The organism is Spirillospora sp. NPDC047418, from assembly GCF_040643275.1.
Classification (GTDB): Bacteria; Actinomycetota; Actinomycetes; order Streptosporangiales; family Streptosporangiaceae; genus Spirillospora.
Genome location: NZ_JBEYTW010000013.1, coordinates 109,516 through 123,106, shown reverse-complemented (window position 1 = coordinate 123,106; position 13,591 = coordinate 109,516). Strand labels below are relative to the sequence as shown.

General features: G+C 70.2%; 15 protein-coding genes. 10 read left to right on the top strand and 5 right to left on the bottom strand.

From position 1 onward, the window contains the following. Positions 1-26 precede the first annotated feature (26 nt). A complete protein-coding gene (locus ABZ806_RS11235) occupies positions 27-1,028 on the bottom strand; it encodes an aldo/keto reductase family protein (RefSeq protein WP_500216760.1) in 1,002 nt (333 codons plus the stop codon). Positions 1,029-1,088: 60 nt separating this feature from the next. Then, complete coding sequence (locus ABZ806_RS11230) at positions 1,089-1,664, bottom strand: DUF3043 domain-containing protein (protein ID WP_500216759.1); 576 nt, start codon at positions 1,662-1,664, stop codon at positions 1,089-1,091. Positions 1,665-1,796: 132 nt separating this feature from the next. On the opposite strand from ABZ806_RS11230, the gene ABZ806_RS11225 reads away from it, so the two are divergent. The 4 genes from ABZ806_RS11225 to pspAB all read left to right on the top strand — a co-directional run bounded on the left by ABZ806_RS11225 (position 1,797) and on the right by pspAB (position 4,555). Continuing rightward, positions 1,797-2,603: a PspA/IM30 family protein gene (locus ABZ806_RS11225; protein ID WP_500216758.1), complete on the top strand. Its 807-nt coding sequence runs from the start codon at positions 1,797-1,799 to the stop codon at positions 2,601-2,603. Next, a complete protein-coding gene (pspAA, locus tag ABZ806_RS11220) occupies positions 2,600-2,878 on the top strand; it encodes a PspA-associated protein PspAA (protein ID WP_500216757.1) in 279 nt (92 codons plus the stop codon). The genes ABZ806_RS11225 and pspAA overlap by 4 nt, the downstream gene beginning before the upstream one ends. Before the next feature lie 150 nt (positions 2,879-3,028). After that, positions 3,029-3,946, top strand: coding sequence for a zinc metalloprotease HtpX (htpX, locus tag ABZ806_RS11215; RefSeq protein ID WP_500216756.1), 918 nt, complete (start codon positions 3,029-3,031; stop codon positions 3,944-3,946). Positions 3,947-3,949: 3 nt separating this feature from the next. Continuing rightward, on the top strand, positions 3,950-4,555 hold the full coding sequence (gene pspAB / locus ABZ806_RS11210) for a PspA-associated protein PspAB (protein WP_500216755.1): 606 nt from the start codon (positions 3,950-3,952) through the stop codon (positions 4,553-4,555). Positions 4,556-4,586: 31 nt separating this feature from the next. On the opposite strand, the gene nadA is transcribed toward pspAB, so the two are convergent. Beyond that, positions 4,587-5,741, bottom strand: a complete 1,155-nt coding sequence (gene nadA, locus ABZ806_RS11205) for a quinolinate synthase NadA (RefSeq protein ID WP_500216754.1) — start codon at positions 5,739-5,741, stop codon at positions 4,587-4,589. Positions 5,742-5,975: 234 nt separating this feature from the next. Here nadA and ABZ806_RS11200 point away from each other — a divergent pair, with 234 nt between their 5' ends. Together ABZ806_RS11200 and ABZ806_RS11195 are read left to right on the top strand one after the other, a co-directional pair. Then, the gene (locus tag ABZ806_RS11200; protein ID WP_500216753.1) at positions 5,976-6,338 is read left to right on the top strand and encodes a HesB/IscA family protein; all 363 of its coding nucleotides are present in this window, start codon (positions 5,976-5,978) and stop codon (positions 6,336-6,338) included. Between the two features lie 193 nt (positions 6,339-6,531). After that, entirely contained in the window at positions 6,532-7,518 is a 987-nt protein-coding gene (locus ABZ806_RS11195) for a carbohydrate kinase family protein (protein WP_500216752.1), read from the top strand. A gap of 50 nt (positions 7,519-7,568) precedes the next feature. Here ABZ806_RS11195 and ABZ806_RS11190 read toward each other — a convergent pair whose 3' ends face one another. Both ABZ806_RS11190 and ABZ806_RS11185 read right to left on the bottom strand, forming a co-directional pair. After that, positions 7,569-7,880, bottom strand: a complete 312-nt coding sequence (locus tag ABZ806_RS11190; RefSeq protein WP_500216751.1) for a sulfurtransferase TusA family protein — start codon at positions 7,878-7,880, stop codon at positions 7,569-7,571. Between the two features lie 85 nt (positions 7,881-7,965). Then, entirely contained in the window at positions 7,966-9,138 is a 1,173-nt protein-coding gene (locus ABZ806_RS11185; protein WP_500216750.1) for a cysteine desulfurase family protein, read from the bottom strand. A gap of 195 nt (positions 9,139-9,333) precedes the next feature. Here ABZ806_RS11185 and ctaC point away from each other — a divergent pair, with 195 nt between their 5' ends. The 4 genes from ctaC (at position 9,334) to ABZ806_RS11165 (ending at position 13,568) form a co-directional block, all read left to right on the top strand. Beyond that, on the top strand, positions 9,334-10,077 hold the full coding sequence (ctaC, locus tag ABZ806_RS11180) for an aa3-type cytochrome oxidase subunit II (RefSeq protein WP_500216749.1): 744 nt from the start codon (positions 9,334-9,336) through the stop codon (positions 10,075-10,077). A 74-nt stretch (positions 10,078-10,151) separates the two neighbouring features. Continuing rightward, on the top strand, positions 10,152-11,741 hold the full coding sequence (ctaD, locus tag ABZ806_RS11175; RefSeq protein ID WP_500216786.1) for an aa3-type cytochrome oxidase subunit I: 1,590 nt from the start codon (positions 10,152-10,154) through the stop codon (positions 11,739-11,741). 3 nt (positions 11,742-11,744) lie between these two features. Next, positions 11,745-12,155: a cytochrome c oxidase subunit 4 gene (locus ABZ806_RS11170; RefSeq protein WP_500216748.1), complete on the top strand. Its 411-nt coding sequence runs from the start codon at positions 11,745-11,747 to the stop codon at positions 12,153-12,155. Between the two features lie 135 nt (positions 12,156-12,290). Next, positions 12,291-13,568 (top strand): L,D-transpeptidase, encoded by a 1,278-nt coding sequence (locus ABZ806_RS11165; RefSeq protein WP_500216747.1) that lies wholly within the window; start codon positions 12,291-12,293, stop codon positions 13,566-13,568. Positions 13,569-13,591 lie beyond the last annotated feature (23 nt).

Genomic DNA, 13,591 nt, shown 5'->3' with positions numbered 1-13,591 from the left:
GCCCTCCGCGCGTACCGGGGCCCCGGTCAGGGGCGCTTGCGCGGGCTGGCGGTCTTGGCGGGGTCGCGGATGACGGTGTCGCCGAGGACGTCGTCGATGCGCTTCAGCACGTCGGCCTCCAGTTTCACCCCGGCGGCCTTCACGTTGTCGGTGACCTGCTCGGGGCGGGACGCGCCCACGATCGCCGCGGACACGTTCGGGTTCTGCAGCGTCCAGGCGATGGCCAGCTGCGCCATGGACAGCCCGAGCTCGTCCGCGATCGGCCGCAGGTTCTGCACGCGGGTCAGCAGGTCGTCGTTCAGGTAGCGCTTGACCATGTCGGCGCCGCCCTTGTCGTCGGTGGCGCGCGACCCCTCCGGCAGCGGCCGCCCCGGCTTGTACTTGCCGGTCAGCACGCCCTGCGCGATCGGCGACCAGACGATCTGCCCGATGCCCTCGCGCTCGCAGAGCGGGACGACCTCCTCCTCGATGACCCGCCACAGCATCGAGTACTGCGGCTGGCTGGAGACGATCCGGTCGAAGCCCATCTCGCCGGCGATCCGCAGGGCGCGCTCGATCTCCTCGGCCCGCCACTCCGAGACGCCGACGTACAGCACCTTGCCCTGCCGGACGAGGTCGTCGAAGGCCCGCAGGGTCTCCTCCAGCGGCGTCTCGTAGTCGAACCGGTGGGCCTGGTAGAGGTCCACGTAGTCCGTCTCGAGGCGGCGCAGGGAGCCGTGGATCGACTCGAAGACGTGCTTGCGGGACAGGCCCGAGTCGTTCCGGCCGGGTCCGGTGGGCCAGTAGACCTTGGTGAAGATCTCCAGCCCCTCGCGGCGCCGCCCCTTGAGCGCGCGCCCGAGGACCTCCTCGGCGCGCGTCCCGGCGTAGGCGTCCGCGGTGTCGAAGGTGGTGATCCCCTCGTCGAGGGCGGCGTGCACGCACGCGCGCGCCGCGTCCTCCTCGACCTGGGAGCCGTGGGTGAGCCAGTTGCCGTACGCGATCTCGCTGATCTTCAGACCGCTCCGGCCCAGGTTTCGGAACTCCATGGCCCCCAACCTAGCCCGAAGGCGATCGGGGGACCGCCGCCGGAATCCGGCGGGGTCCGGTCAGATCTTCTCCTTCTCGCCGACCCGCACCTGCGGGTTCGGGACGCGCAGCCGGCGGATCTGCATCGCGCGCATCGCGGCGTACAGCCCGACGCCCTTGACGTCCTCGTCGGGGTGGCGCTCGGCGGCCAGTCTCTTGATGCCGCGGCTGAGCATGAGGCCCTCGCCGAACACCACGATGAGCAGGATCGGCGGCGCGAACAGCACCAGCAGCCTGGCCGCGGGGATCGGCAGCATGCTGAGCAGCACGATCGCGAACATGGCGTACATGAGGTAGGAGCCGACGGTGCGGCGCGAGTCCACATAGTTGCGGGCGAGGCGGCGCACCGGGCCCTTGTCCCGTTTGAGCAGGTGCCGCTCGTCGCCCTTCGCCATCCCCTCGCGGGCCTTGGCCCGCTCGTCCGCCAGCTGCGCTCTCCGCCTCTTGTAGGCGTCCTTGCCAGTGGCAGGGGCGGTGATGGGCTGGCGGCGGCGCTTTTCGGCATCCCTACGCTTGGGCGTGGGGCGGCCCTTGCCTCCCGGCTTTACTACCTGAGGAGGATTCGCCGGGGCCTCAGGGGTACGACGCTTGAACACGGGATCAGCCTACCGGCTGCGAACATCGTGGCTGCCTCGCGCGTTAACGCGTAGGGTGATAAGAACCCCAGCAGTGGTCATTGAGCCCAGTGTACGACTGAGGCGACAGCACGAAGGGACCGGCGCCGCGCGATGAGCGTGATGAAGCGAATGTCGATGATCTTCAAGTCCAAAGCCAACCGGGCCCTGGATCGCATGGAAGATCCTCGGGAGACCCTCGATTACTCCTACCAGCGCCAGCTGGAGATGCTGCAGAAGGTTCGTCGCGGGGTCGCCGACGTCGCCACCTCGCGCAAGCGCCTCGAGCTGCAGATCAACCAGTTGGAGCAGCAGCAGGGCAAGCTGACCGACCAGGGCAAGAAGGCGCTGCAGGTGGGCCGGGAGGACCTCGCCCGCGAGGCGCTGACCCGCCGCTCCGGCCTGGAGAGCCAGTTGAGCGACCTGCGCGGCCAGTACCAGCAGCTGCAGGGCGAGGAGGAGAAGCTCACGCTCGCCTCCCAGCGGCTGCAGGCCAAGGTCGACTCCTTCCGGACGCGCAAGGAGACGATCAAGGCGACCTACACGGCCGCCGAGGCGCAGACGAAGATCAACGAGGCGTTCTCCGGCATCTCCGAGGAGATGGGCGACGTCGGGCTGGCGATCCAGCGCGCCGAGGAGAAGACCGACACGATGAAGGCGCGTGCCGGCGCGATCGACGAGCTGCTGGCCTCCGGCGCCCTGGAGGACTTCTCCGGTCCGCGGGACGACATCCAGGCCGAGCTCGACCGGATGGGCTCCGGTCCCGGCGTCGACCTGGAGCTGGAGCAGCTCAAGGCCGAACTCGGCCAGGGCCCCGCGCCCAAGGAGCTGAACCAGGGCACGCCGACCGCGCAGCCGCAGCAGCAGCAGGACACCCCGCAGCAGGCCCCGTGGCCGAACAACCCCGGGGGTGCCCAGTGATCGTCCGGCTGATGGGCGAGGGCCAGCTGGACGTGGCCGAGGAGGACCTGTCCTCCCTCAACGCCCTGGACTCGGAGCTGGAGTCGGCGATCGAGTCGGGCGACGAGACCGCGTTCCGCACCGCGCTGCACGCTCTGCTGGAGAACGTCCGGAAGGTGGGCAAGCCGCTCCCGGCCGACAGCCTGGAGCCGTCCGGGCTGATCCTGCCGCCGGCCGACGCGCACATCGACGAGGTGCGCTCGATGCTCGGAGACGAGGGGCTGATCCCGGACTGAACCCTCCGACGTACGGGGGAATCTGGGGATATTCCCCACTACGACGCCGCGAGGGCCCGGGGGGTGCCGTCCGTTCTGGACATCCAGGCACAAAACCCGGGTCTCGTGCGTTGGTACAAATGAATAAGAGCAAGGACTGGGGGTTGCCGCATGGCTAGCACGCGCTACGCCTCCGACCGGGGGCTGACATCGCGGATGCTCGTGACGATGTTCCTGCTGGGGCTGGTGTACGTCGTCTTCGTCGGAGCGTTCTTCGTCTTCGTGCCGCAGTGGGCGTTCGTGGCGCTCGGCGTCGCGGTGGCCTTCCTGTTCGCGCAGTACTTCTTCTCCGACCGGATGACGCTGTTCGCGATGCACGGCCGCGTCGTCTCCCCGGAGGAGGCGCCCGAGCTGCACGGCGTCATCGACCGGATCTGCGCGATGTCGGACGCCCCGAAGCCGAAGGTCGCGATCGCCGACACCGACGTGCCGAACGCGTTCGCCACCGGCCGCAACCAGAAGAAGGCCGTCGTCTGCGTCACCACCGGGCTGCTGCGCCGGCTCGAACCGGTGGAGCTGGAGGGCGTCCTCGCGCACGAGATGGCGCACGTCGCGCACAAGGACGTCGCGGTCATGACGATCGCCTCGTTCCTCGGCATCTGCGCGGGCCTCATCACCCGCTTCGGCCTCCAGTGGGGCCTGTGGGGCGGCTTCGGCCGCCGCAGCAACGACCAGAACACCGGGCTGATCCTGCTCGCCGTCGTCGCGGCCAGCGCGCTCGCCTACGCGGTCAGCTTCATGCTCACCCGCGCCCTGTCGCGGTACCGCGAGCTGTCGGCCGACCGCGCCGCGGCGCTGCTGACCGGCCGCCCGTCCGCGCTCGCCAGCGCGCTGACCAAGGTCAGCGGCGAGATCGCGCGGATCCCGACGAACGACCTGCGGTCCGCGCAGGCGTTCAACGCCTTCTTCTTCACCCCGGCGTTCGGCAAGGGCTTCAGCGTCTCCTCGCTGTTCTCCACCCACCCGCCGCTGGACAAGCGGCTCGCCCAGCTCTCGAAGATCTCCGACCAGCTCAGCAGGGGAGTCTGATCCGTGGGTTTCCTCGACACGCTGCTCGGCCGCTCCAAGCCGGTCAAGCCCGACCTCGACCAGATCTTCGGGCTGTCGTCGGCGGCGATCACGCTGGAGGCGGCGACGGGGTTCACCCCGACCGGGCTCGGCTCGGTGTGCTTCCGCGCGGCCGAGGGCGGCGCGTTCGCCCGGCTGCAGGCCGACGTCCAGGAGCTGCTGGACGCCGACCAGGGCCCCAAGGTCGAGATCAGCAACGACTCCTACGGCTACACCTGGCTGCTCGCCGAGCACCGTCCCGAGGAACTGCCCGACCTGGTCACCGACCTGCACGCGGTGAACTCGACGCTGGAGTCCGGCGGGTTCGGGCCGCACCTGCTGTGCTCGCTGGCGGGATTCCGCGGCCCGGACGGGCAGCGCCTCGCCCTCGTCTACCTCTACAAGCGCGGCACGTTCTACCCGTTCGCCCCGCTGCCCGGCGCTGTGTCTCACCCCCATGGCTACGCCCCGCCGCCCCCCATGCGGGACAACGCGCTGGAGCTCCAGGTGCGCGGCGCGATCGGCGCCGACCTCCCCTTCGAGGAGGACCTCGGCCGCTGGTTCCCCGTCTGGGGCGCCCCCGGCCTGTGAACCGGCCGGGGACGTCCCGCGGGACCGCCGGCTAGGGCAGGGCGAGCATCTGGTCGAGGGCCGCGCGGGCGTAGTGCGCGGTCTCCTCGTCCACCTCGATGACGTTCTGGACGTCGCCCGCGGCGAGCGACTCCAGCGACAGGACCAGGTGCGGCAGGTCGATGCGGTTCATCGTCGAGCAGTAGCAGACGGTCTTGTCGAGGAACATGACGTTCTTGTCCGGGTGGGCGTTCGCCAGCCGCCGGACGAGGTTCAGCTCCGTGCCGATCGCCCAGGCCGAGCCGGGCTCGGCGCCCTCGATCGCCCTGATGATGTACTCGGTCGAGCCGATCTGGTCGGCGGCCGTGACGACCTCGTGCCGGCACTCGGGGTGCACCAGGACGTTCACGCCGGGGACGCGCTCGCGGACCTCGTCCACCGCCTCGGTGCTGAACCGGCCGTGCACCGAGCAGTGCCCGCGCCACAGGATCATCTTCGCGTCGCGCAGCTGCTCCGCGGTGAGCCCGCCCTCGCGCCGGTGCGGGCTGTAGACGACGCAGTCGTCCAGCGCGAGGCCCATGTCCAGGACGGCGGTGTTGCGGCCGAGGTGCTGGTCGGGCAGGAACAGGACCTTCTTGCCCTTGCCGTAGGCCCATTGCAGGGCGCGCTTGGCGTTGGACGACGTGCACACCGTGCCGCCGTGCCGCCCCACGAACGCCTTGATGTCGGCCGAGGAGTTCATGTACGTGACGGGCACGACGTCGTCGGCGACTCCGGCGTCCTCCAGGGCGTCCCAGCAGTCCTCGACCTGGTCGAAGGTCGCCATGTCCGCCATGGAGCAGCCGGCGCCTAGGTCCGGCAGGATGACCCGCTGGTGCGCCGCGGTCAGGATGTCGGCCGACTCGGCCATGAAGTGCACGCCGCAGAACACGACGTAGGGCGCGTCGGGCCGCGCCGCGGCCTGCTGCGCCAGCTTGAACGAGTCGCCGGTGACGTCGGCGAACTGGATGACCTCGTCCCGCTGGTAGTGGTGGCCGAGCACGAACACCCGGTCGCCGAGGGACGCCTTGGCGGCGCGGGCCCGCTCCACGAGCTCGGGGTCGGAGGCCGGGGGCAGTTCGCCCGGACAGTCCACGCCGCGCTCGCTGTCCGGGTCGGCGCCGCGGCCGAGCAGCAGCAGCGGAAGGTCGCTTACCGTGGTGGTCATCGGGGATCTCCCTTCGCGACGGAGGCTTATCGTCGCTTTGACGACTAATGATGGCACATCCCCCGGCCGGCGGAGCTGTGACGTAGAACGCACCGCCCGCCGGTGTTAAACCCGGCCGATAAGCGGAATGGGCCGGTAGCGAGGTACGTTGTCCTACGGGAAGAGGCGTACGACGTCCTCGGACAAGCGACAGTCCGCCGCACCGCGGCGCAGCGAGACCCGGGAGCTGAACACATGACGGTTTCAGGCGAGACCACGCAGGAGACCACGCAGCAGGGCGTCGTCCTCACCGACGCCGCCGCCGAGAAGGCCAGGGGCCTGCTCGAGCAGGAGGGCCGCGACGACCTTGCGCTGCGTGTCGCCGTGCAGCCGGGCGGCTGCTCCGGCCTGATCTACCAGCTCTTCTTCGACGAGCGGGAGATGGACGGCGACCAGATCCAGAAGTTCGACGGCCTGTCGGTGCGCGTCGACCGGATGAGCGCGCCGTACCTGACCGGCGCCACCATCGACTTCGTCGACTCGATCGAGAAGCAGGGCTTCACCATCGACAACCCGAACGCGTCGGGTTCCTGCGCCTGCGGCGACTCCTTCAACTGAGCTTCGACTGAGCGTCCGCGACGCGAGCGGAACGTCCCGGAAGGGGCGGTCCCGGGGCTGATGCCCGGGGCCGCCCCTTTCGCGTGCTCCGCGTGCGGTCCTGCGGTGATCTGTGGTGCGATGGGGAAGTAGTCTTTCCGGGTTCGAAACAGCCGGTGAACAGCCGGACGACCACGACGAGGAGAGCGACGCCGTGCGCATCGCCGTGACTGGCTCCATTGCGACCGACCATCTGATGACCTTCCCCGGAAGGTTCACCGACCAGCTCCTGCCCGACCAGCTGGACCGGGTGTCGCTGTCCTTCCTGGTGGACGAGCTGGAGATCCGCCGCGGCGGCATCGCCGCCAACATCTGCTTCGGCATGGGCAGCCTGGGCAAGGAGTCGATCCTCGTCGGCTCCGTCGGCGACGACTTCGCCGACTACCGGTCCTGGCTGGAGCGCCACGCGGTCGACACCGCGTCCGTGCACGTGTCGGACGTCCACCACACCGCCCGGTTCCTGTGCACCACCGACCAGGACCAGAACCAGATCGCCACGTTCTACGCCGGCGCGATGAGCGAGGCCCGCTCCATCGAGATCAAGCCGGTCGCCGACCGCGTCGGCGGGCTCGACCTCGTCGTCGTCAGCCCGAACGACCCCGACGCGATGCTCCGGCACACCGACGAGTGCCGCACCCGCGCGATCCCGTTCGCCGCCGACCCGTCCCAGCAGCTCGCCCGGATGGACGGCGCCGACGTCCGCCGCCTCATCGACGGCGCCGCCTACCTGTTCAGCAACGACTACGAGAAGGCGCTCGCCGAGGAGAAGACCGGCTGGAGCGGCGCGGAGATCCTGTCCCGCGTCGGCGTCCGCGTCACCACCCTCGGCGCCAAGGGCGTCGTCATCGACCGCGCGGGCGAGGAGGGCGTGCACGTCCCCTGCGTCCCGGTCGAGGACGTCGTCGACCCGACCGGCGTCGGCGACGCCTTCCGCGCCGGCTTCCTGTCGGCCACCGCGTGGAACCTGCCGCTGGAGCGCGCCGCGCAGGTCGGCTGCACCGTCGCCGCGTACGCGCTGGAGGCCGCCGGGCCGCAGGAGTACGGCCTCGCCCGGCAGGCGTTCCTCGACCGCTTCGCGGCCGCGTACGGCGCCGGCCCGGCGGCCGAGATCGCCCCGCACCTCAGCTGCCCGAACCCGTAGCACGACGCGTGCCGGGGGCCCCGCGACCTACGCGCGGCCCCCGCGGCGCCTCAGTACGTCCGGCGGATGTGGAAGCCCCAGCCGCCCTGCCCGAGGGTCTCCTCGCGGACGAAGTCCTGCGACTTCATGCGGCACCAGGCGGGCACGTCGGTGCGCGCGGCGGCGTCGTCGGCGAGGACGGCGACGACCTGGCCGACCGGCACCTCGCGGATCCGCTCGGCCAGCATGATGATCGGGATCGGGCACTTGCGGCCGAGCGCGTCGATGACGAGCACGGGCGGCGGGCCCGCGGGGGCCGCCTCGGCGGGCGGCGGGGCGTCGGCGGACGGCGCCCCGTGCTTGGCGCGGCCTCGGAACCTCATGGACGCGACCGCCTCCCTGTCTCGAAGGTCCTCAACGTCTGACCCTCCATCGCCTGGCCCGGCTCGGTCCGGCGCACCGTCCGGTTCATCGTCCGGCCGTCCTCATCGTCTCGCGGAGGCGTTCGACGGCGCCGGGGAGCACGGCGAGGAACCGGTCGACCTGCTCCGCGCCGGTTCCGCGCGGCAGCGACACCCGGACGTTCCCATGGGTGAGCACCCCCATCGCCTCGAGCACGTGACTGGGACGCAGCGTATCCGCCGTGCACGAGCTGCCGGAGGAAACCGCGAAACCCAGCCGGTCCAGTTCGGTCAGCAGCGCCTCGCCCTCGACGTACAGGCAGGAGAACGTCACCAGGTGCGGCAGCCGCCGCACCGGGTCGCCGACCACCTCGACGTCGGGGACGCGCCGCGGGACCTCCGTGCGGATGCGCTCCACCAGCGCGGACAGGCGCGGTGCGTCCGCCGCCATGTCCGCGCGGTACGCCTCCAGCGCCGCCGCCGCCGCGGCGATGGCCGGAACGTTCTCGAACCCGGGGACGCGGCGCCCCCCGCGCTCGTCGTCGGGCAGCGGCGAGCGCCACCGGGTGCCCTTGCGGACGGCGAGCACGCCGACGCCCGCGGGGCCGCCCCACTTGTGCGCGCTGCCCGCGAGGAACGACCAGCCGCCGGGGACGTCCGCGCGCCCGAGGGACTGGGCCGCGTCCACCAGCAGCGGCACCCGGGCGGCGCGGCAGGCTTCGGCGGCCTCGGCGACCGGCTGCACGGTGCCGACCTCGTGGTTCGCCGACTGCAGGCAGGCGAGGGCGGTGTCGGGGCGCAGCGCCGCGGCGAACTGCGCGGGGTCGGCGCGGCCCGCCCGGTCGACGCCGACGACGGTCACCTCGCCGCCGTCGCGCTCGTGCCGCTCGGCGGCGTGCAGCACGCTGGAGTGCTCCACGGCGCTCACCACCAGGTGCCGCCCGACGCGCCGGCGCGCCTGGAGCCCCCCGAGGACCGCCAGGTGCACCGCCTGGGTGCCCGAGGAGGTGAACGACACCTCGTCCGGCCGGGCGCCGAGGACGCCCGCGACACGCGCGCGGGCCCGGTCCAGCAGCAGCCGGGTGCCGCGCGCCGTCCCGTACAGCCGGGCCGGATCGGCCCAGCCGGAGTCCAGCGCGTCCAGCAGTGCCGCGCGCGCCGCCGGGTGCGGCGGCTCGGTGGACGCGGCGTCGAAGTAGGCGGCCTCCGCGGAGGCGCCCGCCGTGCTCGGTTCGGCCACGCTGAAACACTAACCGGGCACCCGATCGGGGGTACCCCCGACCCTAGCGCTAGGGTGTCCACCACACGTGTAAACAGTGATCTCACCGCCCGGAGGACCGGGCTTCATCCGTGGGGAAGGCATTCCGTGAGTCCGACCCGCTCTAGGGAGCGGCGTACGCCTGTGCGCAGTCGCCGCGCATTGAAAAGCGCCGGTGTGCTTGGGCTGCTGGCACTGGCCGCCACTGGTTGCAGTGGCACCAGGCTGGGCCTGCCCGAGCCGATCAGCGTCCAAGGCGAACGCATGCTGCACCTGTGGCAGGGCTCCTGGATCGCGGCGTTCGCGGTCGGGGGCGTCGTCTGGGGCCTGATCATCTGGGCGGTGCTGTTCCACCGCAAGCGCTCCGACGACCTGCCGCCGCAGGTCCGCTACAACATGCCGATCGAGATCCTCTATACGGCGGTCCCGTTCGTCATCATCGCCGTCCTGTTCTACTTCACCGCCCGCGACGAGAACTTCGTCGAGAAGACCACCGACAATCCCGCGGTGGTCGTCGACGTGACGGCGTTCCAGTGGAGCTGGCAGTTCGACTACAAGGAGAACGGGCAGACCGTCGCGTCCGTGACCGGCGTGCCCGTGAACCCGAACGGCCCGGCTCCCGGCAAGCCCGTCATGACGATCCCGTCCGGCAAGACCGTCCGGGTGAAGCTGCACTCCAACGACGTCATCCACTCGTTCTGGGTCCCCGCGCTGATCTACAAGAAGGACGTCATGCCGGGGTACGTCAACGAGTTCGAGTTCACGGCGACCAAGCTCGGCACCTATGAGGGCCGGTGCGCCGAACTCTGCGGCGTCGACCACAGCCGGATGCTCTTCGAGCTGAAGGTCGTGACGCCCGAGCAGTACCAGAAGTTCATCGCAGATTCGAAGCAAGCACTGGCCGCGGGAGGTGGGAAGTGACCGCCACGAGTCATGCCCCGAGCGCGCCGGTCACCGCGCCGCGGACGAGCAAGGGGCGCATCCTCGCCTCGTGGATGTCGTCCACCGACCACAAGGTGATCGGCTACCTCTACCTGATCACCTCGTTCGTGATGTTCCTGTTCGGCGGCGTCCTCGCCCTGCTCATCCGGGCGGAGCTGTTCGAGCCGGGCCTGCAGCTCGTCAGCAACGAGCAGTACAACCAGCTGTTCACCATGCACGGCACGATCATGCTGCTGATGTTCGCGACGCCGCTGTTCGCGGGCTTCACCAACGTCATCATGCCGCTGCAGATCGGCGCGCCCGACGTGGCGTTCCCGCGGCTGAACATGCTGGCGTACTGGCTGTTCCTGTTCGGCAGCCTCATCGTCATCGCCGGCTTCCTCACGCCGGGCGGCGCGGCCAGCTTCGGTTGGTTCGCCTACGCCCCGCTGTCGGACGCGGTCCGCTCGCCGGGCATCGGCGGCGACATGTGGGTGATGGGCCTCGCGATGTCGGGCTTCGGCACCATCATGGGCGCCGTCAACTTCATCACCACGGTGCTGTGCATGCGCGCGCCGGGCATGACGATGTTCCGGATGCCGATCTTCACCTGGAACGTCCTGCTGACGTCCATCCTCGTCCTGATGGCGTTCCCGGTCCTCGCCGCCGCGCTGCTGGGCCTGGAGGCCGACCGCAAGCTGGGCGCGCACATCTTCGACGCCTCGCACGGCGGCGCGCTGCTCTGGCAGCACCTGTTCTGGTTCTTCGGGCATCCGGAGGTCTACATCATCGCCTTGCCCTTCTTCGGCATCGTGACTGAGATCCTCCCGGTGTTCAGCCGCAAACCCGTCTTCGGCTACATCGGCCTGGTGTTCGCGACCATCGCCATCACCGGCCTGTCCGTCACCGTGTGGGCGCACCACATGTTCGTGACCGGCCAGGTGCTGCTGCCGTTCTTCTCCTTCATGTCGTTCCTCATCGCCGTGCCCACGGGGGTGAAGTTCTTCAACTGGGTCGGGACCATCTGGCGAGGACAACTGACGTTCGAGTCGCCGATGCTCTGGTCGCTGGGCTTCCTGGTGACGTTCCTGTTCGGCGGTCTCACCGGCGTCATCCTCGCGTCCCCGCCGATGGACTTCCAGCTGTCGGACTCCTACTTCGTCGTGGCGCACTTCCACTACGTCGTCTTCGGCACCGTGGTGTTCGCGATGTTCGCGGGCTTCTACTTCTGGTGGCCGAAGTGGACCGGCAAGATGCTGAACGACAGGCTCGGCCACGTGCACTTCTGGCTGCTGTTCATCGGCTTCCACGGCACGTTCCTCGTCCAGCACTGGCTGGGCGCGGAGGGCATGCCCCGCCGGTACGCCGACTACGCCGCCGAGTTCCACGGGCTGAACGAGGTCTCGACCATCTTCTCGTTCATCCTCGGCATCTCGATGATCCCGTTCTTCTACAACGTCTACATCACGTGGAAGAAGGGCAAGAAGGTCGACGTCGACGACCCGTGGGGGTACTCGAACTCGCTGGAGTGGGCGACCTCGTGCCCGCCGCCGCGGCACAACTTCAACTCGATCCCGAAGATCCGTTCCGAGCGGCCGGCGTTCGACCTGCACCACCCGCACGTGGGTGCGAAGGGCGAACTCGCCGGAACGAAGGGGGAGTAGCCGATGCGCGTCCAGGCGTTCATGTTCTACGGCACCGCGGTCTTCTTCCTCGCCACCGACGTCGTCTACTGGCTCTGGTCCAAGGACTGGACCGGCACGACGGCGCTCGGGCTGGCGGTCGGCCTCGCCGGGCTCATCGGGTTCTACGTCCACTTCACGGTCCGCCGCCTCGAGCGGGCGAACGCGGGCCCGCTGTTCGAGGACGACCCCGAGGGCGAGATCGCGGACGCGGCCGGTGAGCTGGGCTTCTTCAGCCCGCACAGCTGGTGGCCGCTGTACGTCGGGCTGTCGGCGGCCGCGGTGGCTCTCGGCATCGTGTTCGGCTGGTGGCTGGTCATCCTCGGGGTGGCCGCCGCGATCCTGAGCACCATCGGTCTGGTCTTCGAGTACTACCGGGGTCATTTCGCCCATTAGTCGGTAAAAGAACCCCAGTGTGGGGCCGGTGTCCGCATTTTTGCGGGTACCGGCCTTTTCACATACTGGGCGCCGTTCCAGCGACCGGGCTGGGCAGGCGGACCGATCGCCCAGGAGGACGACCGGGGGGCTCACATGCGGGTGGGTGGCTCAGGACCGGGAGAGCGAGGGCGGCGCGCGGCCGCCGTCCTCGTCGGCGCGAGCGTCGTGGCCGGAGCCGCGGCGTGCTCGGGCGGTGAACCGGACGCGGTACGGGACGTGCGGCTCGCGGTGTCGCCCGCGGGCGGCGGGAAGCTGCGGCCGGACAGCACGATCGACGTCCGGGCGCACAGCGGCACGATCGCGAACGTCACGGTGTCGTCGGGGGGCGGCGCGGTCGCGGGCGACCTCAGCGCCGACCGGACGCAGTGGCGGTCGCGCTGGTCGCTGAAGCCGGGCGAGACCTACACGGTCGCCGCGACGGCGCTCGGCAAGGACGGCAGGACCCGGACGGTGTCCAGCCGCTTCAGCACGGCCGAGGTCGAGAAGACGAACGCCGCGACGATCGAAGCGCCCTACAACAAGGAGACCGTGGGCGTCGGCATCCCGATCATCATGAACTTCGAGCGCCCGGTGAAGGACCGGGCGGCGGTGGAGCGGGCGCTGGAGGTCACCGCGGACCGGACGGTGGAGGGCGCCTGGCACTGGTTCGGCGACCAGCAGGCCGTGTTCCGGACGAAGCAGTACTGGCCCGCGCACACGAACGTCCGGTTCCAGGCGCACCTCAGCGGCGTGCGCACCGGCGGGGACATGTACGGCGGCAAGAACTACGCCGTCGACTTCAAGGTCGGCGACTCGCACATCTCCACGGCGGGCGAGGACAGCCACAAGATGGTCGTGATGGTCAACGGCAAGAAGGCCCGCACCATCCCGACCAGCATGGGCAAGGGCGGTGAGCGCAGGTATACCACCACCGACGGGGTCCATCTGACGATGGCCAAGGAGGACCCCACCACGATGACGTCCGACTGGATGGGCGTCAGCCCCGGCAGCCCCGGCGGCTACAGCCTGACCGTGTACAAGGCGGTGCGGATCTCCAACAGCGGCGAGTACGTGCACAGCGCGCCGTGGTCCGTGGGCTCCCAGGGGCAGGAGAACGTCAGCCACGGCTGCATCAACATCAGCCCGTCCAACGCCAAGTGGTTCTACGGGCTCAGCTACCGGGGCGACGTTGTGAAGGTCACCGGCACCAGCCGGAAGCTGGAGCCCGACAACGGCTGGGGCTACTGGCAGCTCGGCTGGAACGACTGGGTGAAGGGCAGCGCGCTGAAGCGGTCGGTGACGACCGCGCCGCGCCCGGACGCGTCGACGCTGTCGGCGCAGCAGGGCCAGGGCGGCAAGGCGCCGGCGAAGCAGGACACCCAGGGCAACTGACCGCCCTGACCGGCGGGCGCGGC